The following is a 24,508-nucleotide window of genomic DNA, read 5'->3' as shown; positions in this document are numbered from 1 at the left end:
TACGCTCTCCCCAATGGCGCGAATGTAGCGGGGCGGCTTGATCTAAAGCAACGCCCCGCTTGACTGCCTCGCACCGTATGTCCCATACACTGTGTATCACACACTATGTGACGTACAGAGGTGGCGGGTGAGCGAAACGGACGAGGCGTTGCTGTTCGAGAGTCTGCGGCTGGAGCTGCGGCGGGGGTCGTTGATCCTGGCCGTGCTGGCGAGCTTGCGACGCGAGCAATACGGCTATTCGCTGCGGGTCGCCTTGGGCGAGGTCGGGGTCGAGATGGAGGAGAGCACCCTCTATCCGCTGCTGCGCCGGCTGGAGAGCCAGGGGCTGCTGGACAGCGAATGGCGCGAGGAGGAGCGGCGCAAGAAGCGGTTCTACCGCCTGTCGTCGCGCGGGGAGGCGATGCTGGAACGGCTCGCCGTGGAATGGCGCGGCCTGTCGGCCTCGCTGGAGAAGATGCTGTGAACATCGGGAAAGAGGGAGAGACCGGCATGGACCTGGTCGAGCGTTATCTGAAGGCCGTGGCGGCCCAGCTGCCGAAGGACAACCGTGACGACATCGTCGCCGAGCTGCGCGACGAGATCATGGGGCGTCTGGAGGCGCTGGAGGCGCATCTGGGCCGGGCGCCGACCGACGACGAGGTCGAGGGCCTGCTGCGCGAAGTCGGTCACCCGCTGAGCGTAGCGGCGCGCTATCGCGCAGGACCGCAGGCGCTGATCGGGCCTGAGCTTTATCCGTGGTGGATGTTCGGGCTGAAGGTCGGGCTGACGGTGATGGCGGCCGTCACCCTGATCGGCCTGGCGGTGCGGGTTCTGGTCGGCGACGTCTATGTGGGCCAGGCGATCGGGCAGGGCATTTCCAGCCTGATCAGCGGCGCGATCACGGTTGTCGGCCTGCTCACCGCCGTCGGCTTCGTGCTGGAGCGTCAGTCTAAGAAGCCTGACTTCATCGCCAAATGGCGCGTCAAGGATCTGGGCCTGTTCGAGCTGGGTGGCGATTTCGACGCCGAACAGTGGGGACAGAAGCTGGCGAACGGCGACTGGTCGGGACGGAACATGGGTCAGGCCAAGTCAGGCCGCGCCGTGCGCAAGAGCGCCGAGATGTCGCCCGTAGCGCGTGCGGTGGCCAGCGCCATCGGCTGGACCGTGATGCTGCTGTGGTGGACGGGCCTGTTGCAGGTCGCGCCGATCCGGCCGGAGGAACTGGCCGGAGTCGTCGACGGCGTCGATTACGGGCGCATTCTGGCCGACATAGTGCGGGTCGCCTATTGGCCGGTCGCCCTGTTCGCCGCCTGCCGTATCGGCTTCGATCTGATGCGAGCGGCGTCGGGTGGCAATGTGCGGGTCACGGCGCTGGGCGACCTGGCTTTCGGGATCGCCGCCGCCTGGGGCCTGCTGTGGGTCTGGTTCTGGTCGGCGCTGTCGCCGCTGATCTGGGTCGGCAGCGTCACCGACTTCGTGGATCGGATTCGGGTTCTCATCGGCCGCTCCGGCGACGATGTCGGCGGGGTGGCGACGATCCTGATGGTCGTGGTCGTCTGGGCCTTCGCCGCAGAGGTGGTGCGGGTCATCCGGGCGGCGGCGCGACTGGTCGTCGGTCGATAAGGCGACATCTCCTCTTGACGGCGTGTAACCTATAGGTGATATGTCACCTCAAGGTTACTTCAGGAGGAAGTCGTGAACAAGGACGAAAACGCCGCGGTTCTGCGGGTGCAGTCGAGCCGGCGTCGATACTGGTGGGGCGGCGTCGCCATGCTCGTCATCGGCGCCGCCGCCTTGGCCGGCGGCGCCGGTTTCGCGCTCATGCATGGAACGGAGGGCGATCAGGCGACGACCGCGGGGGTGGCGGCCGGCTTCGGTTTCGGGCTGATGATCATCGGCGCCATGATGGCCTGGTGCGGCCGCCCCGGTCAGCCGATCGATGTGGCGGAAAGCCGTGACGGCGCCCGCCGCGAAAAGCTGCAGCGGGGGCGTACGCAACAGCTGGTCCTCTATCCGTTGGTGCTGCTGCTGTTCATGGCTCAGGCGCATCTTGCCATGCAGAGGGTCCTGGGCGGCGACCACAACCTCGGCGCCTATGTGCAGATCCTGCTGCCGGTTCTGTACGGCTGGCTGATTCCCGTGCTCGTCATGGGCTGGGATTGGAATGCGCAGAAAAATCGCCGCTTGATGGAAGACGAGCTGACGCAGGTGCTGCGGGCGCGATCGATGATCCTGGCCTTCGTCGTGCTGATGGGCGGGGTGACCGTAGCGCTGGGTCTGGGTCTGTGGCGCGCGGACTATGGCGTGCTGGCTCTGCCCTATGTCCTGGCGCTGGGCGGGGCGTCAGCGGGTCTGCGATTCGCCTGGCTGGATCGCGAGGCCGGTCGCGATGGGTGATCCCAGGCTCGGCTCGCGGCTGAAGGAGGCGCGCACCGCCGCAGGCCTGACGCAGCAGGGGCTGGCCGACAAGGCCAGCGTCTCGCGCAAGACCATCAACACGGTCGAGAACGGCGTCTTCGTGCCCTCGACCGTGCTGGCCCTGGAACTGGCGCGGGCCCTGGACACGACGGTGGAGGCCTTGTTCTTCCTGAGAGACTGATCCGATCCATGTCCGAAAACCGCGAGACATCGTCGGGCGGGCGGCGCATCCTGCGGGCATGGATCAGCTGTTGGATCAGAAGGCCTGCTGGCGCGCCGTCGTGGCGCGGGACGCCCGTTTCGACGGGCGTTTCTTCACCGGCGTGACCTCGACGGGCATCTACTGTCGGCCCGTCTGCCCGGCGCGGACGCCGAAGCGCGAGAATGTGGCCTTTCACCCCAGCGCCGCAGCGGCCGAGGCGGCTGGCTTGCGGGCCTGTCTGCGGTGCAGGCCCGAGACGGCGCCGGAAATGGGCGCCTGGCGCGGCACGTCCAACACTGTAAGCCGGGCCCTGGCCCTGATCGAGGCGGGGGCGTTGGATGTCGGCGACACGGACGCACTGGCGACACGGCTGGGCATGGGCGAGCGGCAGCTGCGCCGCCTGTTCCGCCAGCATCTGGGCGCGGCCCCGGTCAGCGTGGCCCAGACGCGGCGCGTGCTGTTGGCCAAACAGTTGATCCACGAGAGCACCCTGTCGATGGCCGAGGTGGCGATGGCGTCGGGTTTCGGCAGCGTGCGACGATTCAATGAGACGTTTCAGGCCCTGTATGGGCGCGCACCGTCCGACCTGCGGCGTCGCAAGGTCGAGGCGGAACCGGGCGGGGTGATCAAGATCGGTCTGTCCTACCGCCCGCCCTATGACTGGGACGCCATGATGACGACCTTGGCGACGCGCGATGTCGCGGACGAGGCGGTGGTGGACGGCGCCTGGACGCGGCGGCTGCGCCCCGACGTGGATGGCGCGGAGGGTGCGGTGACGGTGCGCCCCGCCCAACCGGGCAAGGCGGCGATCGAGGCGCGGATCGACAATCTGAAAGCATTGTCGGGCGTGCTGTCGCGGCTTCGACGGGTGTTCGATCTCGCCGCCGATCCCGAGGCGATCACGCGCGACCTGTCGGCCGACCCCGTGCTGCGCGCGGCAATCACGGCCATGCCGGGGTTGCGGCTTGCGGGCGACTGGATCGATGCCGGTGCGGATGCGCCCAGCGACCGGCTGACGACGACAGACGCCGCGCTGCTGGCGCGCGCCGAGCCGTGGCGGCCATGGCGGGGCTATGGCGCACTCTACTGGGCCCTGAGCGAAGAGCGGCGAGATGACCAAGCAGCCTGACATGCATCTGACCCTGGATCGCATCCCGTCCCCCGTCGGCGAGTTGCTGGTCGTCACCGACGCCGACGGCGCGGTGCGGGCATTGGACTTCCACGACTACGAAGCCCGTCTGCGCTTGCTGCTGCGCCGCCACTACGGTGAGGTCGTACTGACCGAAGGCCGCGCGCAGGAGACGATCCGTCGGGCGGTCGAGGCCTGGTTCGGCGGCGACCTGACCGCCTTCGACGCCATCACGGTCCGCACCGGCGGCACGGATTTCCAACGCGCGGTGTGGAAGGCCTTGCACGACATTCCGACCGGCGAGACCCGCACCTACGGTCAGCTCGCTGCGGCCATCGGCGCGCCAAAGGCCGTCCGCGCCGTGGGCCTGGCCAACGGCGCCAATCCGGTCGGCGTCATCGTGCCCTGCCACCGCGTGATCGGAGCGAATGGAACGTTGGCCGGCTATGCGGGCGGGCTTGAGCGCAAACGCTGGCTGTTGGCGCATGAAGCGGGCGGCCGGCTGCTTTAGCCCCGCGTGAACCGTTCGGGCGGCAGGGCGGCGTGGGTGAAGCGGGCCTGACGCATCGCGCCCTTGAAGTAGTTCACGCGGTTGATGCGGCAACCGACCGAGGCGCGGCCTGGCCCTTGCGGCTTGAACGGCACCGGGTGTTCGCCCTGCAGGACCCCATCGACATAGGCCCGGTACAGGACGCCGTCGAAGGTTTGCGCGACGTGGAACCACTGTCCGCACGGATGGAGCCGCTCGGGGAAAATCAGGGTGTGGTTGTAGCCAGGCCCGCGCGTGAAAGCGTCCAGGTACCAGCGGTCCTGAACCACGCGGATCTCGAACAGGAAGCGCGTCTGCGACGGCGGCTGACCGGCCGGCGCCTCTTCGGCGAGATGAAACCAGCGTTGCTCGAAGGCGCCGCCGTCGGGTCGGAACAGGGCCTCGAACGTGAAGGTCTCGGCTCCGGCCAACGGATGCTGATCGATGAACAGGGCGTCGTCCACGCCGTCGAACTGAACCGCTCGGCCAAAGGGGCTGTCGATCAGGCCCGGCGCGCCCTCCACGCGGGTCTCGATCCCCCCGATGTCGGCCAGGCGATCGAAGGTCCATACCGTCTGGCGCGGTGATGCAGCCGTCATGGTCGCGCACCCCGGCAGAATCGCAGCCGCAGCGCCCGATGCGCCCAGGGCCATCAGGCGGCGGCGGTCCAGTGGCAGGACGTCAGGCATGGTTGATCTCCAGGCGGTTTTGTCGCGCGACACTATGGGATCGGCGGCGCGAGGCAACGGCCTGCGTCCCGGTTCGTTGTCTCGATCCCTACAGACTGGAGTATCGACGATGAAACTTTCCAATGGCGCGCTGGTGGCGGTGGTCGATGGCGAGAAGCTGGCCCTGTTCAAGAATACGAACGCTTCGGACATGAAGCTGACGCCGCTGGAAACCCCGGTCATTGCGGATCGGGTGTCGGGTTCGGCCGGCCGTCGATCCAATGAGGCGAACCCAGACAATGACACCCAGGCCGAGGACGGTTTCGCCATGGGCGTCGCCGAGGTGCTGAACAAATGGTCGGTCACAAACAAAATCGACGAGCTGCTGGTCATCGCCGCGCCCAAGACGCTGGGCGAACTGCGCAAGCATTGGCACAAAGACCTTCAAGCCAAGCTGGTCGGCGAGATCGCCAAGGACCTGACGGGCCATTCCAGCGATCAGATCGCCGCCGCCATCGATAAGGCGTGAAGACAGACGGGCGCTGTGGGCGGCGCCCGTTCCCTGATCAGGCGGCGCGTCTCGACTGCGCCGTCTGACCCAGGTCGAAGCGGCTGATCAGCCCCTCCAGTTCGCCGGCCTCGTTCGTCAGGGCGTGGCTGGCGGCGGTGGATTCCTCGACCATGGCGGCGTTCTGCTGGGTGAATTGGTCCATCTGATTGATCGCCACATTGATCTCGCCGATGCCGACCGACTGTTCGCGCGTCGCGGCGGCGATGGTGCGAACCAGGGCGTTGGCCTCCGCAACCTGGACAGCGATGGCGCTGAGGCTATCGCGCGTCAGCGACACCTGATCGGATCCGCGCTGCACATTGCTTTGCGACAGGGCGATCAGCGCCTTGATCTCCTTGGCGGCGCTGGCCGACCGTTCGGCCAGGCCCCGCACCTCGGAGGCGACGACGGCGAAGCCGCGTCCGGCTTCCCCGGCCCGGGCGGCCTCGACGCCGGCGTTCAGGGCCAGAAGGCTGGTCTGGAAGGCGATCTCGTCGATGACGCCGACGATCTGATTGATCTGGGTCGAGGACTGCTCGATCTCCGACATGGCGCCGATTGCGTCCTGCACGACGGCCTCGCCCTTGTCCGCCGCCGCCTGAGCGGCCTGAGTGATGTCTCGGGCGCGCTCGGCGTTTTCGGCGCTGCTGCGTACCGTCTGCGTCAGCTCGTCCAGCGCAGCGGCGGTCTGCTCCAGACCGGCGGCCTGCTGCTCGGTGCGGCGCGACAGGCTGTCGGCGGCGGCGGCGATGTCCTGGCATCCGCCGCGCATCGACTGGGCCGTGGTCCAGATGCCGGTCATCGTCGAGTGCAACTGATGCAGGGCGGCGTTGTAATCTTCCGGGATGCGACGCGTGTCGGCGGTGAAGCCCGCCTCGGGCATCCGCCAGGCTAGGTCGCCGGCGGCGAGGCGCGATAGACCTTCGCCCAAAGTCTCGACGGCGCGCGTTTGCGAGGCGGCGAAAAGCTCCGTCTCCTCGGCGTGCCGGCGACGATCGGTTTCGGCGGCCGCACGTTCTCGCTGTTGCTGATCGCGCCGCGCCAGGCCGTCCGCAAGCTCGAGCCGGAACCCTTCGAGCGCCCGCGCAATCTGGCCCAGTTCGTCGGCCATGTCCGCACCGGCGACGGGAACGTCATAACGTCCTTCGCTCATGGTCCGAACATCGGCCGTCAGACGCGCAAGTGGGCGTCGTATCAAACGGTCGCTGGTGACCAGAAGGGCGACGATGATGGCGGCGATGATCAGAACGCCGCCGACCAGAAGCATCAAGGCCAACTGCCGCGCCGGACCCTCGATCACCGCGACGGGGATGTCCAGAACGACGGCCCAGGTCGCCTTTTGACCGGGCAGGATCACGGGCTGCACCAGACGTCGAACCGGCTCGCCGTTCACGCTGACGCCCTCGACCGCCTGGGCCTGGCGTTTGGCGATGACGTTGCGCACGATGTCCGCGCCAGCATCCGCATAGGCTTGACCTCGCACGGCGGCGTCCGGATGGGCGACCCAGACGCCTTTGTTCGACACCAGGGTCACGCGGCCCGTGCCCAGCGGCTTCATCGCCGCCAAGCGCTGCGACAGGTTGGCCAAGGTGATATCCAGGCCCGCGACGCCGATGATGCGGCCGTTGGCGCGCACCGGATAGGCGACCGAGGTCATCGCGACCTTGCCGCCGCCAATGTTCTCTTCGTACGGCTCGACTACGACCGGCGCGCCGCTGGCCATCGGTTCGGTATAATAGGCCTGTTCGAAGTCCGAGCCGTCTGCCTCAGGCTCCAAGGAAATCTGACCGTCACGACGCACCCAATAGATTGAAAGTCGTCCGTTGACGTTCGAACTGCTCGCCGCATCACCAATGTGGGCGGCGTCTGCGCCGACGGCGTCAGTGGCGGCCATGAACCAGGCGCCCATGACCTGATCGGTGGCTTCGGCGTTCGGCTTGACCAAGGCCATGAAGGCGGCGCGGTCGGTCAGGCCCGTCTGTCGTGCGGCGCCCAAGGTCGCGGCCAGGGTTTTGGCGCCCGTGCCGGCCGAGACGATCTCGTTGCGGATCTCTTGCGAGGCTTCTAGCGCAGCGCTTTCGGCGTATCGGCCGGCCATGTCGCGGACGATCGCGCCGGAATAGGCCGTCACGCCGATGGCCGCGACGATCATCAGGGCGCCGATGGCAAGCCCCGCCACGACGGCGAGCTTCAGGGCGATGGACAGGCGATTGAACGAGAACATGACGGGCTCCGTAGGCCTGTATTCATGCGCCGCCGCCCGCAAACGCCCGGTTAAGGGCGTACTACGTAGTTACGCGCCGTCCAGAAACAGGCGGCACGCCGGATTGGCGGTTTCATCGACGTAGGGGTAGCCCAGATCGGCCAGGGCGGCGGTCAGTTGATCCTGTTCTTGGGGCGGCACGCTGATGCCCGCCAGCACCCGGCCGACGTCGTCGCCGTGGTTGCGATAGTGAAACAGCGTCAGGGCCCAGGCGGGCTGTAGGCTGTTCAGGAACCGCAGGAAGGCGCCGGGGCGTTCGGGGAACTGGAAGCGCAGGATGCGCTCGTGCGGCAGGCCCACCGTGCGGCCGCCGACCATGTAGCGGACGTGCAGCTTGGCGGTCTCATTGTCGCTCATGTCCTCGACGGCGTAACCGCCCGAACGCAGGGCCGCGATCAGGTCGTCCCGCTCGTGCGGACCGTTTCGCAGGGCGACGCCGACGAAGATTTGCGCCTGCCCGTCGCCGGACCAGCGATAGTTGAACTCGGTGACCGAACGGCCATCCAGACTGTCGAGGAAGCGGCGATAGTCGTCGCGGTCGTCCTTCATCGCCACGGCCAGCAGGGCCTCGGCGCCCTCGCCGATCTCGGCCCGTTCGGTGACATGGCGCAACCGGTCGAAGTTCAGATTGGCGCCCGAGTTGACGGCGATCAGACTCCCGCTTCCGGGATGGCCGGCAGCCCAGGCCTTCAGCCCCGCCAGCGCGACGGCGCCCGAGGGCTCGGCGATGGCGCGGCTGTCGTCGAAGATGTCCTTGATCGCGGCGCAGATGGCGTCGGTGTCCACCAGCACGATCTCGTCCAGCAGGTCTTTGCATAGGCGGAAGGTCTCGGTCCCGGCTCGACGCACGGCGACGCCGTCGGCGAACAGACCGACCTCGTCCAGGGTCACGACCTGGCCCGCGTCAATGGCGGACTTCATCGTCGGCGCATCCACCGGCTCGACGCCGATGATCCGGGTCTCGGGCCGCAGAAATTTGATGATGGCGGCGACGCCTGCGGCCAGACCCCCGCCGCCAATGGGCACGAAGATGGCTTCGATCGGGTCGGCGTGCTGACGGGCGATCTCCAGCCCCACCGTGCCCTGGCCCGCGATGACGTCGGGGTCGTCGAAGGGATGAATGAACGCCGCGCCGGTCCGGCTCTCCAGCTCGCGGGCGTGGGCGTAGGCCTCGTCGAAGCTGTCGCCGTGCAGAACCACCTCGCCGCCTAGGGCCCGGACGGCCGCCACCTTGATGCCGGGTGTCGTGGTGGGCATGACGATGGTGGCAGGCGTATTGCGGCGAGCGGCCGCCAAGGCCACTCCTTGCGCATGATTGCCGGCCGAGGCGCAGATGACGCCCCTGGACAACTCATCCTCCGACAGGCCGGCGATCTTGTTGTAGGCGCCGCGGATCTTGAACGAGAAGACCGGCTGCAAGTCCTCGCGCTTCAGCAGGACGGGCCGCTCGAGCCGGGCCGACAGGCGGCGCAGCGGGTCGAGGGGCGTTTCCTCCGCCACGTCATAGACGCGGGCGGTGAGGATGCGGCGGATGATGTCCTGCATGGAAATGCTGCGGATAGGCGCTTGGAAGCAAAGAAGTGGGCTGCCGTTTAGGCGATATTCGCCGAAATGGGAACGGTTTTTGCAAATCTTTGTCTTCGGTGGCGGATAGGAGCGGCATGCATTTCCTCTTGCACAGCGCCCGCATAGGCCTACATTGCGCCTGCTTATGCTAAATGTGAGCATAAGGGTATGGAGATGATCATGGCTGACGGCGCCTTTGGTCTGACGAAAGAGCTGGAGCGGGAAACCGCCGGGGTGTGGGCCAAGGTCAAGGATCACGTCACGCCGCTGGAATGGCCCGCGCAGGCGCGCCTGATCAGCGAGATCAACCGACTGAAGCGTGAGCGCGACGCCGTGATCCTGGCCCACAACTATATGACACCCGAGATCTTCCACGGGGTCGGGGACTACGTCGGCGACAGCCTGGGCCTGGCCAAGGAAGCCGCGCGGTCGGATGCGAAGGTGATCGTTCAGGCGGGCGTTCACTTCATGGCCGAGACCTCCAAGATCCTGTCGCCCGAGAAGACCGTGCTGATCCCCGATCTGCGCGCCGGGTGCTCGCTGGCTTCATCGATCACGGGGGCGGACGTGCGGCTGATCAAGCAGCGCTATCCTGGCCTGCCGGTCGTGACCTATGTGAACACCACCGCCGATGTGAAGGCTGAAACCGACATCTGCTGCACCTCCGCCAACGCCGTTCAGGTGGTCGAATGGGCGGCCAGGGAATGGGGGGTGGACCGCGTCATTCTGATCCCGGATGAGTTCCTGGCGCGCAATGTCGCGGCCCAGACGACGGTCGGGATCATCGCTTGGAAGGGCCGCTGCGAGGTGCATGAACGGTTCACGGTGGACGACATCGCCGAGATGCGCGCCGCCTATCCGGGCGCCGAAATCCTGGCCCACCCCGAATGCCCGGAAGATGTGCTGGCGGCGGCGGACTTCGCCGGTTCGACGGCGGCGATGACCGACTATGTCGAGGCGCGCCGGCCCAGACAGGTGGTGATGATCACCGAATGTTCGATGGCCTCGAACGTGGCCGGCGACGTGGCGGGCGTGCAGTTCATCGGCCCGTGCAACCTGTGCCCGCACATGAAGCGGATCACGCTGCAGAACATCCACGACTGCCTCCTGAACATGCAGTTCGAGGTGACCGTGCCAGCCGACATGATCGAACGCGGACGCCTGGCGGTGCAGCGAATGATCGACCTGCCGCCGCCCGCCATTCCGGCGCGCTACGACCTGGTCAAGGCGCGCCACCACGTCGATGTGGAGCTGATCTGAGCGTGACGCGGCGATCGGTCCCGGCGACGGGGCGGTCGTCCGCGCCCATCTGGACGCCATGAGCAACACAGACACCACAGATCAGACGCCTGACCGTACTCTGGGCCGCACGCCGGGACCGTGGGACGCCAAGCCCGACACGACATCGGCGCGTGAGACTGCGCCGGCGCCCGCAGCCCAAGCGCCGGTCGAGAAGGACCAGAGCCTGGTCTGGGCGATGCTGTCCACGGCGCTGATGGGCGGCTTCCTGTGGTGGATCACGGGCAGCGCCATCGTGGCGGGCGCGGTGCTGATCGGCCTGTTCGTCCACGAGGCGGGCCACGCCCTGGCCACGAACAAGCTCGGCATGGGGCCGGCCCGCATCTATATCATCCCGTTCCTGGGCGGTCTGGCCAAGGCGCGGCGGGAGCCGAAGAGCGAGTGGGACGGGGTTCTGGTGTCGCTGGCCGGACCGGCGTTCGGCCTGCTGGCGATGATCCCCTTCGTCGCGGTCTGGATGGTTCTGGGGCAGGACGAATGGCTGATGGGCGCCTTCTTCATCGCCATGCTCAATCTGGTGAACCTCGTGCCGGCCCCGCCTCTGGATGGGTCCAAGGCTTTAGGCCCGGTGCTGACGCGTGTGCATCCGCGTCTGGAGCAGATCGTGCTGCTGCTCATCGGCGTGGCGGTGGTCTGGTGGGGGATTTCGACTGGTCGTCCAATCCTGGCAGTTTTCCTAGGCTTGGCGTTGTTTCAGCATCTGCGGCGCGGCGTCTGGCGTGCGGCCTGGGGCACGCTGAGCTGGTCCGAGGCGGGCAAGAGCCTGGCGCTCTATCTGCTGACCCTGGCGGTGTGCGCGGCGGCGGCCGTCGGCGCCCTGATGCCGATGACCGCGGGCGATCCGGCCGGCGCGGTGCAGTTGGGCCTCAACTATTTGGGCTTTGGACGATGAACCGAACGCGGCATGACGGACCTCTGATCGTCGGGGCGGGCCTGGCGGGGCTTTCGGCTGCGCTTGAGGCGGCCAAGGCCGGCGCGAAGGTGCTGGTCGTGACGCCTGAGCCCTTGCTGAACGCCTGTTCGTCCGCCTGGGCGCAGGGCGGGATGGCGGCGGCGCTGACAGGGCAGGACTCGGCCGCATTGCACGCCAGGGATACCGAGGCGGCGGGCGCGGGTCTGGTCGAGCCGGTCGCGGCGCGCGCCCTGACCGACGCCGGGCGCGAGACGGTCGAGTGGCTGGCGGCCCTGGGCGCGCCGTTCGACCGGGATGCGGACGGCGGCTTCGTCGTCAGCCTGGAGGCGGCCCATTCCGTTCCCCGCGTGGCCCGGGTCGGCGGCGACGGCGCAGGCCGGGCTATCCTGTCTGCCGTGGTTGCAGCGGTGCGAGCCGAGAAGTTGATCGAGGTCTGGGACGACGCGCGGCTGAAGGCCCTGTCGCAGGACGCCGACGGCCGAGTGGTCGGGGCGGTGGTCGTGCGCGGCGACCACCAGGTCGAGATCACGGCGACGGCGGTGGTGTTGGCCACGGGCGGGGCGGGCGGTCTGTTCGCAGCGACCACGACCCCGGCGGCGTTGAAGGGCGAGGGGATGGCCCTTGCCGCGCGCGCCGGCGCGGAAATCCTCGATCCCGAGTTCGTACAATTCCACCCCACGGCTATCGACGTGGGACTGGACCCCGCGCCGCTGGCGACCGAGGCTTTGCGGGGCGAGGGCGCGCGACTGATCGATGGTCAGGGGCGCTTTCTATTGGGCGAGGCGGACGACGCCGATCTGAAACCGCGCGACGTGGTGGCGCGGGCGGTCCATGCGGCGCGCGCCGACGGGCGAGGGGCCTTTCTGGATGCGCGGGCAGCGATCGGGGACAAGTTTCCGCACGCGTTTCCCGCCGTCTTCGCCGCCTGTATGCGCGCCGGGCTAGACCCGCGCGTCAGCCCGATCCCGGTGATGGCAGCCTGCCACTATCACATGGGCGGGATCACCGCCGATGCGGACGGACGCACGACGGTTGCGGGCCTTTATGCGGTCGGGGAGTGCGCGGCGACCGGCGTTCACGGCGCCAACCGGCTGGCGTCCAACTCTCTGCTGGAAGCGGCGGCCTTCGGTCGGCGCGCGGGCCGGTCGGCGGCCCAGGAAGTCGGCGGCGGCCCCGCGTTGGCGGCTGATATCTCGCCTGACCTGCCGGATGCGGCGATGGCCGAACTGCGGACCGCCATGACGGCGCATGCGGGTGTGGTGCGTGATGCGGAGGGACTACAGACCCTCATCTCCCTGATTGACCGGCTGCAGAGCCAGCACGGGCCGGCGGCCGTCCTGTTGGCGGCGAGGCTCATTGCCCAGGCGGCGCTGGACCGGCGCGAGAGCAGGGGCGGGCACTACCGGTCGGAGTATTCGCAAACGGATGGGGCGGCGGTGCATACGCGAGTGCGGATCCCATACCCGGCGGCGCTGGAGGCGGCGGAATGAGACGACTTCCAGAAGTCCTGATCGAGCCTGTCGTGCGGCTGGCGCTGGCCGAGGACCTGGGACGGGCGGGCGATGTGACCGCCATGGCCTGCATCCCTGAGGGTGCGCGGATGAAGGCGGCCTTTGCGGCCAGGAAACCCGGCGTGCTGGCCGGCATCGACTGCGTGCGCTTGGCCGTGCTGGCCATGGACCCCAAGGCCTCGGTCGATTTGCGGCTGAGGGACGGCGACGCCTTTGACGCGGGCGCCATGCTAGCTGTTGTCGAGGCTGACGCGCGCGCCTTCCTCTCGGCCGAGCGGACGGCGCTTAATCTTGTCGGACGGCTCAGCGGCGTGGCGACTTTAACGCGCACCTATGTCGAGGCCGTCGCCGGGACCAAGGCGCGGATCGCGGATACGCGCAAGACTACGCCGGGGCTGCGCGCGCTGGAGAAGCACGCCGTGGCCTGCGGTGGCGGGATCAACCATCGCTTCGGCCTGGATGACGCCATCTTGATCAAGGACAACCACGTCGCCGTCTGCGGCGGGGTCGCCGAGGCGGTACGGCGGGCCAAAGCCTTCGCCCCGCATCTGATGAAGGTCGAGGTCGAGGTCGATGGGCTGGATCAGCTGGACGCCGTATTGGCCCTGATCGACGAGGGCGCGGCGCCCGATGTCATCATGCTGGACAACTTCAGCCTCGACGACCTGCGCGCCGCCGTGGCGCGCGTCGCAGGGCGGATCGTTCTTGAGGCCTCGGGCGGGGTCGATCTGACAACCGTGCGCGGCATCGCCGAGACGGGGGTGGACGTCATCTCGGTTGGCGCCCTGACCCATTCGGCGCCGGTTCTGGATATCGGCCTGGACGCGCTCTGACGGCCTCCAGGCCTCCGCCGATCAGGCGGGGCTGGAAGCCGTTTCGGCGACGTCGGTCTTGGCCGAGGTTTCGTTCGCCCGCGCAGGGCGCGAAGCCGGTTGGGCCGCAGCGGCGCGCGTGGCGGCAGGCGAAGACGTCGTCGACTGGGCCGCCGGCGCGGGCAGGGCGCGACCTTCCTGCGCCAGCACCATCGAATAGGCGACCGCCTGTCCGGCCTGACGCGCGGTTTCGACCGGGTTGAGGCCGGCCTGGATCAGGCGCGGCTGGTCCGCCGGCGCCGCGCGGCGTGCAGCGTAGGTGAACGTCCCGCCGGTGCTTGAGCGGCCGCCGAAGCGATAGAACAGATGGCTGCCGACCTGGCTGACCTGCACCAGCGACGAACGCCAACCCGGCGTCACGGCGGTGGTGTGGAAGTGGGTCGCATTGCCGACGCGCGAGAAGACCGACCCCGACATGGCGTTCGAGGCCACGGTCCTGGCGCGGTTCCAGGCAGCCTGGTTGACGCGGCCGCGCATCGCCCCGGAGCAGGTGAAGGAGAACTGGCAACCGGTGCTGCGCGCCGCGCCCTGGAAGACGACGCCGCAGACCGTCTTGGGGAAAGCGGGGTGGCGCACGCGGTTCAGGACGACCTGGGCCACGGCCTTCATGCCGTCGGCGCCTTCGCCGCGGGCTTCATAATAGACGGCCTGGGTCAGGCAATCGAGATCGCGGCTGGCGTCCAGGGCGTTGGCCACGCGGAAGGCGGGCGCGGCGGTCGGTGCGGTTAGGCTGGCGCGGCGAAGGTTGGGATCGCCGGGCGCACGGAGTTGTTCGAGACGGGCGGCCAGCAGTTCGGCCTGGCGATCGCGCTGGGCCGAGCCCGCGCTGGTGTAGGGATCATGACGACGCGCAATGGTCAGGGCGCTGGCGTCGAGGCCGCCGGCGGCGGCGGCAAGGGCTTCTTCCGTGAAACCGGCGGCGGTGGCGCCTTGAATCCGTTCGGCCTGGGCGCGCAGCGTCGTCGCGCGCGCCGTCGTGCCGCCCAGATAGGCGCATCCGATCGCCAGTCCCAACAGACCGCCAAAGGCTGCAGCAGCCGTCATGGGCTTGATCTTGGCCACACGATCGGCGCGCAAAATGGCGCGCGTCTGCGAGGAATGCGACAACGAGGTAGTCCTGTTCAGCAGGGCGAGAAACGCGGCCCCCGGGGTAGTCTTGCCGGCGAGGCGACCCATTGCGGTCGCGGTCCAGCCTGCAAATTCCGGCGCTCGGCTCAGTGGCCCGGGCGTCGAGGACGGGCCTTTAGCCAGCCTTTTATGGCCTCAATGTGTTCGATTCGCAATCCGATGGTTAACGCATCGGATTCGGTAGGTATTTTTCAGTCGCGGCGACCCGTGTGGCTGCAAAACGGCAAAACTGGATAAATCTACAGGCCGAATACCGTATCCATCAACTGTTGAACTTGTTATGTCTAGATATGCTGCATCGCAGCAAACTAAATGGAGCGAACAAAGCTGTTTAGAATTGTGGCGGTGGTTGTCGGCGAAACTAGACCCCAAGGCAGGAACCGCTATGCCGCGTTCGCGTTCAAGCGTGGCCTTTGGAGAGAAGCCCATGACTAAAATGATCACCCTGACCGCAGCCGCTGCGGCTGCGCTCGCCCTGTCCGCCTGCGGCGCGACCATCGAACAGAAGGCCGCCAGCGGCGCTATCGCCGGCGCGGTCGTCGGTGGCCCGGTCGGCGCTGCCGTGGGCGGCGCAGCCGGGACGGCTGTCGGCCAAGCGCAAAAGCCGAACTAAGACCACCTCGGTCGACGCACGCTCTTATCGCCGCGCTTGCGATCAGGGCTGCCGCGCCTATCTGATCGAAGTGTTGCGGCCACGCCGCCGCGACGCTTCAAATGACGCATCAGGCCGATTTGCGGGCTGCGAACCTTGATTTTCGCGCGCTTATCGGCTTTGTGCGCCCCGCTTCGGGCCGTGCGTGGCGCAGCCTGACCCCCGACGACCGCCCTGGTCGCTCACAAGGAACCCTGACGCTTTCGCATGAAAGATCTGAAGACCGGATTCTCCGACCGCATTACCGCCCAGCAAGAGGCCAAGAAGGCCCTGCTCGCCAAATTCAAGCCCAAGGCCGCCGCGCCCGATCCCGAGTTCGAGCGTCTGGCTGAAAAGCGCGCCGCCGAAAAGGAAGCTCTGCGTCAGCAGCACGAACTAGCCAAGGCCGAGCAGCGTCGTGAAAAGGCTGAAAAGGAAGCCGCGCGTCTGGCCGCCGAACTCGCCGCCCAGGAAGAGATCGACGCGGAAAAGCGCGCCGACCGCAAGGCGCGCAAGCAGCTAACCAAGGAAGAGCAGAAGGCCAAGCGCGACGCGCGTTACGCCGCCCGCAAGGCCCGCCGCTAAATCCAGCTGCGGCTCCAAACAGATCGACGCGCCGCATCGCTGCGGCGCGTTTTTCTTTGGCCGTCGGGTTCTGCTTCGTTAGTTCGTCGTCGCGGCGCTGAGGCGTTCCAGCAGGGCGCGCAACTGGTCCGACGAATAGGGTTTGCGCAGCAGCGGCCAGACCGTGTCGGCCAGCACCGCATCCACGTCCTCGCCGACGTAGCCCGAGGTCAGGGCGATCCGCAGATCCGGCCAGCGCGCCGCCGCCTCGCGCGCCAAATCGATGCCGCTCATGCCGCCGGGCATCACAACGTCGGTCAGCATCAGATCGAAGTCGTCGGCCTGAAGGAACTTCAGCGCATCGTCGCCCGTCTCGGCCCAGTCGACCTCCAGCCCGAAACCTTCCAGGATTTCGAGCGCGATGGCGGCGACGCCGGCGTCGTCCTCCACCAGCAACATCCGCCCGCCCTCGACCAAGGGGGCGCCATCGGCGGCGACCAGACTGGACGTCATCGCGGCGTCTTCCGCCGACAGCGGCGGCAGGAAGATGCAGATCTCGGCCCCGCGTCCCGGCTCGGAGATGATCTGGACGCCGCCGCCCGATTGGCGCGCGAACCCATAAACCTGGCTCAGCCCCAGGCCCGTCCCTTTGCCGACGCCCTTGGTGGTGAAGAAGGGTTCGAACACCCGGTCGCGGATGTCCGGCGACATGCCTTCGCCATTGTCGGCGACGCTGACGCAGACATAGTCGCCGGCCGCCAGCTCTGCGATCTGTCCGGCCTCGACCGTGCAGGCCCGCGTCTGCACGGTGATGCGGGCTTGGCGGCCCTTGGCCCCGGTCACATCGCCCAGGGCGTCGCGCGCATTCACGATCAGGTTCAGCAGCGCGGCTTCGAACTGGGCCGGATCGACATTGGCGGGCGCGCCGCCGCGTTTCAGCTTGACCTTGAAGTCCACGGCCTCGCCGACGGCCCGGCGCAGTAGCGGTTCACTCTCGCGGATCAGGGCGTTGAGATCGATCGGCTCGGGCCGCAGAGCCTGACGACGCGAAAAGGCCAGCAACTGATGCGTCAGGCTCTCGCCCCGTCGCGCCGCCGCCAACGCCGCCTCGCCCAGCTTCTTGCGCTTGGCTGCATCCTCGCTGCGCAGGATGATGTCTAGGGCCCCGATCACCACGGTCAGCAGATTGTTGAAGTCGTGTGCGACCCCGCCGGTCAGCCGCCCGACCGCCTCCATCCGCTGAGCATGGACCAGTTGCGCCTCGGCCTGGGCCTTTTCGATCAGGGCCTCGTCAACCCTTTCTTCCAGCAGTTCATTGATGCGTTTGAGGTCGTCTTCGGCCCGCTTGGCGTCGGTCACATCTAGACAGGCGCCAACATAGCCTTGGAAAAGGCCCGAGGCGTCAAAGCGCGGCACGCCTTCGGTTCGCAACCAGCGCGGACCGAGCGTCGGGTGGTTGATCCGCGTCAGCGCCTCGAATCGATCCCGGGCCTCGAAGGCGCGCATGAAGGCGGCGGCGAACACCCCTTCGTCGTCCGGGTGGATCAGGCGTCGCCAGCTATCGGGCAGATGCGCGTCCGCCTCGACGCCGAAGAAGGTGCGGTAGCGCCTGTTGGCGAACACCATCTGGGCGGCATCGTCGCTCATCCAGATCAGGGCGGGCGCGCTGTCGGCGACGGTGCGGAAGCGGTTCTCGGATTCCTCTAGGCGCGCCTGAGCCGTGCGCATGTCCGTCACGTCGAACGCCACGCCCACGAAGCCGACAACCTCCTGACCGGCCAGACGGGGACGGGAGAAGGACTTCAGCCAGCGCCATTCGCCGTCGTGACGGCGATAGCGCGCCTCCATCGAAAAGGGCTCGCGCGTCGCTTCCCCGTTAATCGATTCCGCCAGGACGCGCGCCTGATCCTCGGGATGCAGCGCGCTGCGCCAATCCAGGTTGAGGACGGTCTGATAGTCCGATCCGTGGAAATCGACATAGGCGCGGTTCACGAAGGCGCGTGTGCGATCCTGTTTGGTGACCCAGATCAGCACCGGCGCGGTGTCGGCGATGGCGCGGAACCGCTGTTCGCTCTCACGGGTCTCGTTTTCCGCGCGGGCGCGCTCGACCTCGGCCCAGGTGCGCGCCGCGACTTCTTCGACAAGGCTGACCTCAGCCTCGGTCCAGTCGCGCGGCGTCGCCGAATGGACATAGAGAAACGCGCGCAAACGTCCGGTCCGGATCAGCGGCGCGCGCACCAGGGCACGGGTCTGGATGGCGTCGAAGGCGTCGGCGACCGCCGCCGTGCGAGGGTCCTCGCGCACATCTGAAATCTGGATGGTGCGGCCTTCGTTCAAATCCGAGATTAGACCTTCGCCAAAGGCGTTCAGGCTGAACTGACCCTGAGCGCTCTCGACGCCGGCGGTCCAATCGCGGCTCATGGACACGACGCCCGCCGACTGATCCACCTCGCCATAGCCCACCCGCTCAACATCCAGCAGGGCGCCGAGCGTGCTCTCCACGTCGGCCATGATGTCTTCAGGATCGGTCAGGTCGCGGAGCCGGTCGCTGAGGTCCAGCAGGAACGCCTGACGTCGCGCGGCGCGCGCCGCCGCATCCAGCGCCTCGCGGGTTTCAGTCACGTCGAAGGAAATGCCGGCATAGCCCACGAAGACGCCTTGGCCGTCGAAGCGCGGCCGCACGACGGCCCGCATCCAGCGCCAGACGCCGTCCTGCCCCCGAACGCGCGCCTCCATCTGGAACGGCTTGCGATCAGCGGCACCGGCCTTCTCGGCCGCCTTTACGGTCTCCAGATCGTCGGGGTGAACGGCCGTCTTCCAGCCGCCTTCGCGCACCGCCTCGATGTCCAGCCCGTGCAGGGTGAAGACGGCGGCGTTGACGAACTCGAACTCGCCCTTGGCGTCCAGCAGCCAGATCGGCGAGGGGGCGGTATCGGCGAGTTCGCGGAACCGGGTCTCGCTTTCACTCAGCCGCGACAGGGCCTTGCGGAGCGACGCCCCCACCGCCGCGATGAACAGGCCGACGAGAACGAAATTCCAGGTCGCCGCACCACCGATGGCGTCAAGCACGCCATCCCGTCCGGTGGCCGTCAGCGCGACGATCGCCCAGCCGCCGCCGGTGCACACCGCCAGCGCCGTCAAAGCTCCGGTCCAGCCGGCCGCCAGAGCGGCCAGGGTCACCGCCGGCAACAGGATGGTGAAGCCGGTCACCTCGCCATACAGCGGCGACGCCGCCGCCCGGATCGCCAGACCCGCGAGAGCGATGCCGATCCCGATCAAAAGGCGATGCGTCGGCGAGGCCGTCGACAAGCGCGCCAGGCCGATCAGCCAGCGATCCATGACCGCGATCCGCCGTTTCGATCCGCCTGCGCTCATATCGTCGGTTCGCCCCACCAGCGACGCGTTTGCTCCGCTGGAACATAGTTTTACACCTTGCGTTTGGAGCGACCACCCCTGACGCGCAGGGGGTTTGATAACGGCGGTCGTCGTGACGCCGGAAAATGGCCTATAAGTCGGACTAGACGCGCGATCTCAGCGAAAGGCCGGTGCGCCGATCGCGACTATTGGACCCTGAATGACCCGGTTGCCCTGGAAGACGATGTGGAAGGCGCTGCGGCGTTCGGCGGCGGCCTTGCCCGCGGCCGGCGCGGTGCTGGGCGTCGCCATGGCGGCGGGGTCCAGCGTGCGACCCGATATGGATCGGACGGCAGAGGCTGTCTCGCGCATCACCGGCGGCGACCTCGGCGCGGGCGGGTTGGCCGCGATCAAGGGGCGATTGACGGCGTCGCAGCTGGCCGTCGCCATGCGGCATGATCCCAACCTTCTGCAGCCGGCTCTCTACGGACTGACGCCGGGCTGGGAGAGCTTGACGCTGGCCGGCAAGCCAGGTCTGGAATCGGGCAAGAGCGGCCTTGAGGCCCAACGTCTGAACGCGGCCATGGCGCCCGCGTCCGGCGCATTGCGTCCCGCGTTGCCGTTCGTGTTCAAGGGCAGCGCCGAGGATCGCAGGCGGGCTTTGCGCTGCCTGACTCAGGCGGTCTATTACGAGGCGGCGCTTGAGCCGGACAACGGCCAGGCGGGCGTGGCGCAGGTGGTCTTGAACCGCGTGCGCGATCCGAACTACGGCAACACCGTCTGCGGCGTGGTGTTCGAGGGCGCCGAACGCGTCACCGGCTGTCAGTTCAGCTTCACCTGCGACGGCTCGCTGGGCCAGGCGCCGGTCGGCTGGGCTTGGGAGCGGGCGCGCAAGGTGGCGGAGCGTGCGCTGAACGGCGCCGTGGCTCAGGAGGTGGGGACCGCCACACACTATCACGCCGACTATGTGCATCCCTGGTGGGCGCCGACGGTGGCCAAGGTGACGCAAATCGGCGCGCACATCTTCTATCGCTGGAAGGGCGTCTATGGCGAAACGGCCGCCTTCCGCAAAACCTACAATGGGCGCGAGCCGGCGATCGACGAGGCGCGTTTTTCGCGTCCCCGTATGACGATCGCGGCCGGCTCTGCAACCGGCGGCGCCGATCCCGACGCTCCGCTGAAAGACGCGCCGTTGAAGACGGTCGAGATCGATGGTCAGCAGCGGGTCGTCGGCGTGGTCAGCCTGGGCGGTCGGCGCCTTCCAACGCGTGACGAGGTTGCGGCCATCAACGCGCGCCTGAACGTTCTGGAGCGGCCAGCATCGTCGACCAAACCCGCCGCCCCAGCGCCCACAGGCGTCACAACGATGGACGTGGAGGAAGTCGGTCGCCCCGCGAACTGACATCCTGCATTGCAACGCTTCGCCACTCCGAGCATTGATGTCGATGGCCGGACCTGACCGGCCCAGCGAGGACGCCTGCTTGACCCACCCCGAAGTCGATTGTCCGAGGTGGGACGAAGCCGACCGTCTGAAGGCCCTGACAAGCTACGGCGTACTGGATACGACGCCCGAAGGGTCGTTCGATGATCTGGCGTCGCTCGCCGCGCGCATCTGTGAAGCGCCGATGGCCGCCGTCAGTCTGGTCGATTCCCAGCGTCAGTGGTTCAAGTCCGAGGTCGGTCTGGGAGTGCGCGAAACGCCGCGCCCGCTGTCGTTCTGCGCCCACGCGATGCTGGGCGACGACGTCATGGTCATCCCCAACGCGATGCAGGATGACCGCTTCATCGACAATGACCTGGTGACGGACGCGCCGCACATCCGCTTCTATGCCGGCTATCCGCTGAGGACGCCTGACGGCGTGCCGCTGGGCGCCCTGTGCGTGCTGGACGACACGCCGCGCCCGCAAGGTCTGACCGAGCTTCAGCTGATGGCGCTCAAGACCCTGGCGCAACAGGTGATGACGCAACTGGAGCTGCGTCGCGCCTTGTTGGACCGGGACCTCAGCCACCGCACCGCGCGGTTGGCGATGGAGGCCTCAGCCTATGTCGGGGCCTGGGACTGGGACATTCCTGAGAACCGCGTGATCGCCGACGAACGCTTTGCGCGGATGTATGGCGTGGATCCCGAAGCGGCGCGCGAGGGCGCGGCCATCGAGGTTTTCACCTCCAGCGTCCATCCCGACGACGCCCAACGCGTCACCGACGAGATCGACCGGGCCATGACGGACGACGGTGCCTTCGTCAGCGAATATCGTTTGGGCCAAGGCGATGACGTGCGTTGGATTCTGGCGCGCGGTCAGGTCTATTTCGACGCGGAGGGCAAGCCGATCCGCTTCCCCGGCGTCGCGGTGGACATCACCGAACGCAAGACCATCGAGACGGACCTCGCCGAAACCGCCGTGGCCCTGAGCGAAAGCGAGAGTCGGTTTCGGGTGTTGGCTGACGCCATGCCGCAGATGGTGTGGTCCACCCTGCCGGACGGTTTTCACGACTACTACAATGCGCGCTGGTACGAATTCACGGGCGTGCCTCTGGGCTCGACGGACGGCGAGGGCTGGAACGACATGTTCCATGCCGACGACCGCGATCGAGCGTGGACCGTGTGGCGCAACTCGCTGGAAACCGGCGAGCCCTATGAGATCGAATATCGGCTGAAGCATCACAGCGGCGTCTATCGTTGGACCCTGGGCCGCGCGGTGGCGATCCGCGACGAGGCGGGCGAGATCACCCGCTGGTTCGGCACCCTCACCGATATCGATGAGTTGAAGCGGCTAGAGCAAGGCCGCGAGCTGGTCAGCCAGGAGCTGAGCCACCGGATCAAGAACATCTTCGCCGTCGTCACCGCCCTGGTCGCCCTGTCGGCGCGCCAGTATCCGGAGGCCAAGGCGTTTTCGGCCTCGCTGCGCACGCGCATCGCCGCCTTGGCCCGGGCGCATGAGTTCGTGCGGCCGCACACCGAGACGTCCAAGACCACGATCGGGGCGACAACCCTGCATTCCTTCCTGTCCGACCTGTTCAAGGCCTATGCGGACGAGACGGGTGGGGCGCGCGTTGTCATTCAGGGCGAGGACGCCGTCTTCGACGATCAGGCGGCGACCTCCGTGGCGCTGCTGTTCCACGAACTGGCGACCAACGCCGCCAAATATGGCGCGCTTTCCGAGCGTGGCGGCGTGGTCACCCTGACGACGGAACGGCAGGAGGACCGCTTCGTCCTGACCTGGTCGGAAGCGGGCGGTCCGGTCGTCCAGGGCATGCCGCAACGCACCGGCTTCGGCTCATCCCTTGCCAGCCTCTCGGTCGAGGGACAGCTCGGCGGGCGTTTGTCGCGCGAATGGCGGCCAGAAGGGCTTCAGGTCATCGTGGACCTGCCCGCTACGGCTCTGTCCCGACGCCGAGCGGCGGGCGGACATACAAATTAGTTCTCTATTGAAACTAATGCCTCACACTGACGTTACGTACGCTCCCGAGCACTGATTGAACCCATGACTGCGCGTATCCTCATCATCGAAGACGAAGCTCTCGTTGCGATGGAGCTTAGGTTCGTCCTTGAGGACCTCGGTCACGAGGTTCTGGGCGTCGCCGCGACCGCACAGGCCGCGCGCGATCTGGTGAGCGAGAAAGACGTTGATCTGGCGCTGGTCGATATCCACCTTTCCGATGGTCCTACAGGGATCAACCTGGGTCGCGAACTGGGCCAGGACATGGGCGTCTCCGTCCTGTTCATGACGGCGAACCCCGGCATGGTGCGCGACGGCGTCGCCGGCACCATCGGCGTCTTGTCCAAACCGACAGACGAACATGCGGTCCAAACGGCTGTGGATTACGCCCTGCGTCGTCGCCAGGGGCAGCCGGTCGATTACGCGCCCCCGGGTCTTCAACTCTTCGCCTGACCACCGCCTAGGCGGTTGCGGTCGCCGCCATGCGGCATATGTCGAGGCCTCCCTACAAGGAGACCTCCCCATGACGACCCTGACCAAACGCAAGCTCGGCTCCAGCGGCCTGGACATCGCCCCCCTGGTGTTCGGCGGCAACGTCTTCGGCTGGACGGCCGATGAGGCGACCTCCTTCGCCCTGTTGGATGGGTTCGTCGAGGCCGGGTTCGACGCCATCGACACCGCCGACGCCTATTCGCGCTGGGTTCCGGGCCACTCTGGCGGCGAAAGCGAGACGATCATCGGCAAGTGGCTGAAGGCGCGCGGCCGGCGCGACGACGTCAAAATCCTGACCAAGGTCGGATCGGACATGGGGCAGGGTCACAACGACCTGTCGCCGGCCTGGATCGAGACGGCGGTCGAGGCGTCGCTGCGCCGGCTCCAGACCGACTATATCGACCTGTATCAGACCCACTGGCCCGACCCGAAGACGCCGCAGGAGGAGACGCTGCGCGCGCTGGATGAGCTGGTGCAAGCCGGCAAGGTGCGGGCCATCGGCACGTCGAACCACTCGGCCGAACAGGTCTCCGAGGCCCTGGCGATCTCCGACCGAGAGGGCTTGGCCGCCTATGCGACGATCCAGCCGCACTACAACCTCTACAGCCGCGACACCTTCGAGGGCGGGTTGCAGGAGCTGGCCGTCAAGAAGGGGCTGGGCGTCATCACCTATTTCAGCCTGGAGAGCGGCTTCCTGACCGGCAAATACAAGACCGTCGATCAGATCGCCGGGACCAAGCGCGAGGGGATGCTGAAGGACAAGTTCGACGAGCGCGGCGTGCGTATCCTAGCGGTTCTGGACGCCGTGGCCCAGAAGAATGAGGCCACCTCCGCCCAGGTCGCCCTGGCCTGGCTGCTGGCCCAGCCGGGCGTGACGGCCCCGATTGTCAGCGCCACCTCGACCGACCAACTGGCCGACACGCTGAAGGCGGCGACTCTGACGCTGTCGGACGAGGATCTGGCTGAACTGACGCAGGCCTCGGCCTACTGATCGCGCAGGATC

The 24,508-nt window shown here is 67.4% G+C and carries 22 protein-coding genes; 17 read left to right on the top strand and 5 right to left on the bottom strand.

Annotated elements, in window-relative coordinates; all coding sequences use genetic code 11:
• The first annotated feature begins 127 nt into the window (after positions 1-127).
• The 6 genes from PFY01_RS14195 to PFY01_RS14170 all read left to right on the top strand — a co-directional run bounded on the left by PFY01_RS14195 (position 128) and on the right by PFY01_RS14170 (position 4,239).
• Positions 128-463, top strand: a complete 336-nt coding sequence (locus PFY01_RS14195) for a PadR family transcriptional regulator (protein ID WP_039244374.1) — start codon at positions 128-130, stop codon at positions 461-463.
• On the top strand, positions 460-1,602 hold the full coding sequence (locus tag PFY01_RS14190) for an HAAS signaling domain-containing protein (protein WP_271041764.1): 1,143 nt from the start codon (positions 460-462) through the stop codon (positions 1,600-1,602). Before PFY01_RS14195 ends, PFY01_RS14190 begins: the two co-directional genes overlap by 4 nt.
• A gap of 72 nt (positions 1,603-1,674) precedes the next feature.
• Positions 1,675-2,376 (top strand): hypothetical protein, encoded by a 702-nt coding sequence (locus PFY01_RS14185; RefSeq protein ID WP_271041763.1) that lies wholly within the window; start codon positions 1,675-1,677, stop codon positions 2,374-2,376.
• On the top strand, positions 2,369-2,578 hold the full coding sequence (locus tag PFY01_RS14180; RefSeq protein WP_017504712.1) for a helix-turn-helix transcriptional regulator: 210 nt from the start codon (positions 2,369-2,371) through the stop codon (positions 2,576-2,578). The genes PFY01_RS14185 and PFY01_RS14180 overlap by 8 nt, the downstream gene beginning before the upstream one ends.
• 58 nt (positions 2,579-2,636) lie before the next feature.
• Positions 2,637-3,728: a bifunctional transcriptional activator/DNA repair enzyme AdaA gene (locus PFY01_RS14175; RefSeq protein WP_271041762.1), complete on the top strand. Its 1,092-nt coding sequence runs from the start codon at positions 2,637-2,639 to the stop codon at positions 3,726-3,728.
• Positions 3,712-4,239 (top strand): methylated-DNA--[protein]-cysteine S-methyltransferase, encoded by a 528-nt coding sequence (locus PFY01_RS14170; protein WP_271041761.1) that lies wholly within the window; start codon positions 3,712-3,714, stop codon positions 4,237-4,239. The genes PFY01_RS14175 and PFY01_RS14170 overlap by 17 nt, the downstream gene beginning before the upstream one ends.
• Here the strand turns inward: PFY01_RS14170 and PFY01_RS14165 are convergent.
• Positions 4,236-4,946 (bottom strand): LamG-like jellyroll fold domain-containing protein, encoded by a 711-nt coding sequence (locus tag PFY01_RS14165; RefSeq protein WP_271041760.1) that lies wholly within the window; start codon positions 4,944-4,946, stop codon positions 4,236-4,238. The two genes, PFY01_RS14170 and PFY01_RS14165, sit on opposite strands and share 4 nt — an antisense overlap.
• 109 nt (positions 4,947-5,055) lie before the next feature.
• On the opposite strand from PFY01_RS14165, the gene PFY01_RS14160 reads away from it, so the two are divergent.
• The gene (locus PFY01_RS14160) at positions 5,056-5,454 is read left to right on the top strand and encodes a host attachment family protein (RefSeq protein ID WP_271041759.1); all 399 of its coding nucleotides are present in this window, start codon (positions 5,056-5,058) and stop codon (positions 5,452-5,454) included.
• 37 nt (positions 5,455-5,491) lie between these two features.
• On the opposite strand, the gene PFY01_RS14155 is transcribed toward PFY01_RS14160, so the two are convergent.
• Positions 5,492-7,699 (bottom strand): methyl-accepting chemotaxis protein, encoded by a 2,208-nt coding sequence (locus tag PFY01_RS14155; RefSeq protein WP_271041758.1) that lies wholly within the window; start codon positions 7,697-7,699, stop codon positions 5,492-5,494.
• 69 nt (positions 7,700-7,768) lie between these two features.
• Positions 7,769-9,283, bottom strand: a complete 1,515-nt coding sequence (gene ilvA / locus PFY01_RS14150; RefSeq protein ID WP_271041757.1) for a threonine ammonia-lyase, biosynthetic — start codon at positions 9,281-9,283, stop codon at positions 7,769-7,771.
• Between the two features lie 189 nt (positions 9,284-9,472).
• Here ilvA and nadA point away from each other — a divergent pair, with 189 nt between their 5' ends.
• Genes nadA through nadC form a run of 4 tightly spaced genes read left to right on the top strand, consistent with a single transcriptional unit; the run spans position 9,473 to position 13,860 of the window.
• On the top strand, positions 9,473-10,564 hold the full coding sequence (nadA, locus tag PFY01_RS14145; protein WP_271041756.1) for a quinolinate synthase NadA: 1,092 nt from the start codon (positions 9,473-9,475) through the stop codon (positions 10,562-10,564).
• Between the two features lie 58 nt (positions 10,565-10,622).
• Positions 10,623-11,495 (top strand): metalloprotease, encoded by an 873-nt coding sequence (locus PFY01_RS14140; RefSeq protein WP_271041755.1) that lies wholly within the window; start codon positions 10,623-10,625, stop codon positions 11,493-11,495.
• Positions 11,492-13,006, top strand: coding sequence for an L-aspartate oxidase (locus PFY01_RS14135; protein WP_271041754.1), 1,515 nt, complete (start codon positions 11,492-11,494; stop codon positions 13,004-13,006). Before PFY01_RS14140 ends, PFY01_RS14135 begins: the two co-directional genes overlap by 4 nt.
• Entirely contained in the window at positions 13,003-13,860 is an 858-nt protein-coding gene (gene nadC, locus PFY01_RS14130) for a carboxylating nicotinate-nucleotide diphosphorylase (protein WP_271041753.1), read from the top strand. The genes PFY01_RS14135 and nadC overlap by 4 nt, the downstream gene beginning before the upstream one ends.
• A gap of 21 nt (positions 13,861-13,881) precedes the next feature.
• Here the strand turns inward: nadC and PFY01_RS14125 are convergent, their stop codons facing one another.
• Entirely contained in the window at positions 13,882-14,943 is a 1,062-nt protein-coding gene (locus PFY01_RS14125; RefSeq protein WP_271041752.1) for a cell wall hydrolase, read from the bottom strand.
• A 511-nt stretch (positions 14,944-15,454) separates the two neighbouring features.
• Here PFY01_RS14125 and PFY01_RS14120 point away from each other — a divergent pair.
• Together PFY01_RS14120 and PFY01_RS14115 are read left to right on the top strand one after the other, a co-directional pair.
• Complete coding sequence (locus PFY01_RS14120) at positions 15,455-15,640, top strand: hypothetical protein (protein WP_055806925.1); 186 nt, start codon at positions 15,455-15,457, stop codon at positions 15,638-15,640.
• Between the two features lie 246 nt (positions 15,641-15,886).
• Positions 15,887-16,243, top strand: a complete 357-nt coding sequence (locus PFY01_RS14115) for a DUF6481 family protein (RefSeq protein WP_055752926.1) — start codon at positions 15,887-15,889, stop codon at positions 16,241-16,243.
• A gap of 78 nt (positions 16,244-16,321) precedes the next feature.
• On the opposite strand, the gene PFY01_RS14110 is transcribed toward PFY01_RS14115, so the two are convergent.
• Positions 16,322-19,561, bottom strand: a complete 3,240-nt coding sequence (locus PFY01_RS14110; RefSeq protein WP_271041751.1) for a PAS domain S-box protein — start codon at positions 19,559-19,561, stop codon at positions 16,322-16,324.
• A 235-nt stretch (positions 19,562-19,796) separates the two neighbouring features.
• Between PFY01_RS14110 and PFY01_RS14105 the strand changes: the two genes are divergently transcribed.
• The 4 genes from PFY01_RS14105 to PFY01_RS14090 all read left to right on the top strand — a co-directional run bounded on the left by PFY01_RS14105 (position 19,797) and on the right by PFY01_RS14090 (position 24,496).
• Positions 19,797-20,978, top strand: coding sequence for a cell wall hydrolase (locus PFY01_RS14105; protein WP_271041750.1), 1,182 nt, complete (start codon positions 19,797-19,799; stop codon positions 20,976-20,978).
• A 79-nt stretch (positions 20,979-21,057) separates the two neighbouring features.
• Positions 21,058-22,995, top strand: coding sequence for a PAS domain-containing protein (locus PFY01_RS14100; protein WP_271041749.1), 1,938 nt, complete (start codon positions 21,058-21,060; stop codon positions 22,993-22,995).
• A gap of 63 nt (positions 22,996-23,058) precedes the next feature.
• Positions 23,059-23,466 carry a response regulator gene (locus PFY01_RS14095; protein ID WP_271041748.1) on the top strand — a complete coding sequence of 136 codons (408 nt, stop codon included), beginning with the start codon at positions 23,059-23,061 and terminating at the stop codon, positions 23,464-23,466.
• A gap of 70 nt (positions 23,467-23,536) precedes the next feature.
• On the top strand, positions 23,537-24,496 hold the full coding sequence (locus tag PFY01_RS14090; RefSeq protein WP_333780221.1) for an aldo/keto reductase: 960 nt from the start codon (positions 23,537-23,539) through the stop codon (positions 24,494-24,496).
• Positions 24,497-24,508 lie beyond the last annotated feature (12 nt).

It is taken from the genome of Brevundimonas vesicularis (assembly GCF_027886425.1).
GTDB classification, from domain to species: Bacteria; Pseudomonadota; Alphaproteobacteria; order Caulobacterales; family Caulobacteraceae; genus Brevundimonas; species Brevundimonas vesicularis_C.
Note: the sequence above shows the minus strand (reverse complement) of the source record. Positions and strands in the feature narration are given on the sequence as shown.

What these genes read in the sequence shown, in the direction of transcription:
- PFY01_RS14115 (WP_055752926.1), top strand. Translation starts at nt 15,887, where the DNA reads ATGAAAGATCTGAAGACCGGATTCTCCGACCGCATTACCGCCCAGCAA.
- PFY01_RS14120 (WP_055806925.1), top strand. Translation starts at nt 15,455, where the DNA reads ATGACTAAAATGATCACCCTGACCGCAGCCGCTGCGGCTGCGCTCGCC.
- PFY01_RS14105 (WP_271041750.1), top strand. Translation starts at nt 19,797, where the DNA reads ATGACCCGGTTGCCCTGGAAGACGATGTGGAAGGCGCTGCGGCGTTCG.
- PFY01_RS14140 (WP_271041755.1), top strand. Translation starts at nt 10,623, where the DNA reads ATGAGCAACACAGACACCACAGATCAGACGCCTGACCGTACTCTGGGC.
- PFY01_RS14125 (WP_271041752.1), bottom strand. Translation starts at nt 14,943, where the DNA reads ATGACGGCTGCTGCAGCCTTTGGCGGTCTGTTGGGACTGGCGATCGGA.
- nadC (WP_271041753.1), top strand. Translation starts at nt 13,003, where the DNA reads ATGAGACGACTTCCAGAAGTCCTGATCGAGCCTGTCGTGCGGCTGGCG.
- PFY01_RS14090 (WP_333780221.1), top strand. Translation starts at nt 23,537, where the DNA reads ATGACGACCCTGACCAAACGCAAGCTCGGCTCCAGCGGCCTGGACATC.
- PFY01_RS14155 (WP_271041758.1), bottom strand. Translation starts at nt 7,699, where the DNA reads ATGTTCTCGTTCAATCGCCTGTCCATCGCCCTGAAGCTCGCCGTCGTG.
- PFY01_RS14170 (WP_271041761.1), top strand. Translation starts at nt 3,712, where the DNA reads ATGACCAAGCAGCCTGACATGCATCTGACCCTGGATCGCATCCCGTCC.
- PFY01_RS14095 (WP_271041748.1), top strand. Translation starts at nt 23,059, where the DNA reads ATGACTGCGCGTATCCTCATCATCGAAGACGAAGCTCTCGTTGCGATG.
- PFY01_RS14165 (WP_271041760.1), bottom strand. Translation starts at nt 4,946, where the DNA reads ATGCCTGACGTCCTGCCACTGGACCGCCGCCGCCTGATGGCCCTGGGC.
- PFY01_RS14110 (WP_271041751.1), bottom strand. Translation starts at nt 19,561, where the DNA reads ATGGATCGCTGGCTGATCGGCCTGGCGCGCTTGTCGACGGCCTCGCCG.
- PFY01_RS14135 (WP_271041754.1), top strand. Translation starts at nt 11,492, where the DNA reads ATGAACCGAACGCGGCATGACGGACCTCTGATCGTCGGGGCGGGCCTG.
- PFY01_RS14180 (WP_017504712.1), top strand. Translation starts at nt 2,369, where the DNA reads ATGGGTGATCCCAGGCTCGGCTCGCGGCTGAAGGAGGCGCGCACCGCC.
- nadA (WP_271041756.1), top strand. Translation starts at nt 9,473, where the DNA reads ATGGAGATGATCATGGCTGACGGCGCCTTTGGTCTGACGAAAGAGCTG.
- PFY01_RS14175 (WP_271041762.1), top strand. Translation starts at nt 2,637, where the DNA reads ATGGATCAGCTGTTGGATCAGAAGGCCTGCTGGCGCGCCGTCGTGGCG.
- ilvA (WP_271041757.1), bottom strand. Translation starts at nt 9,283, where the DNA reads ATGCAGGACATCATCCGCCGCATCCTCACCGCCCGCGTCTATGACGTG.
- PFY01_RS14160 (WP_271041759.1), top strand. Translation starts at nt 5,056, where the DNA reads ATGAAACTTTCCAATGGCGCGCTGGTGGCGGTGGTCGATGGCGAGAAG.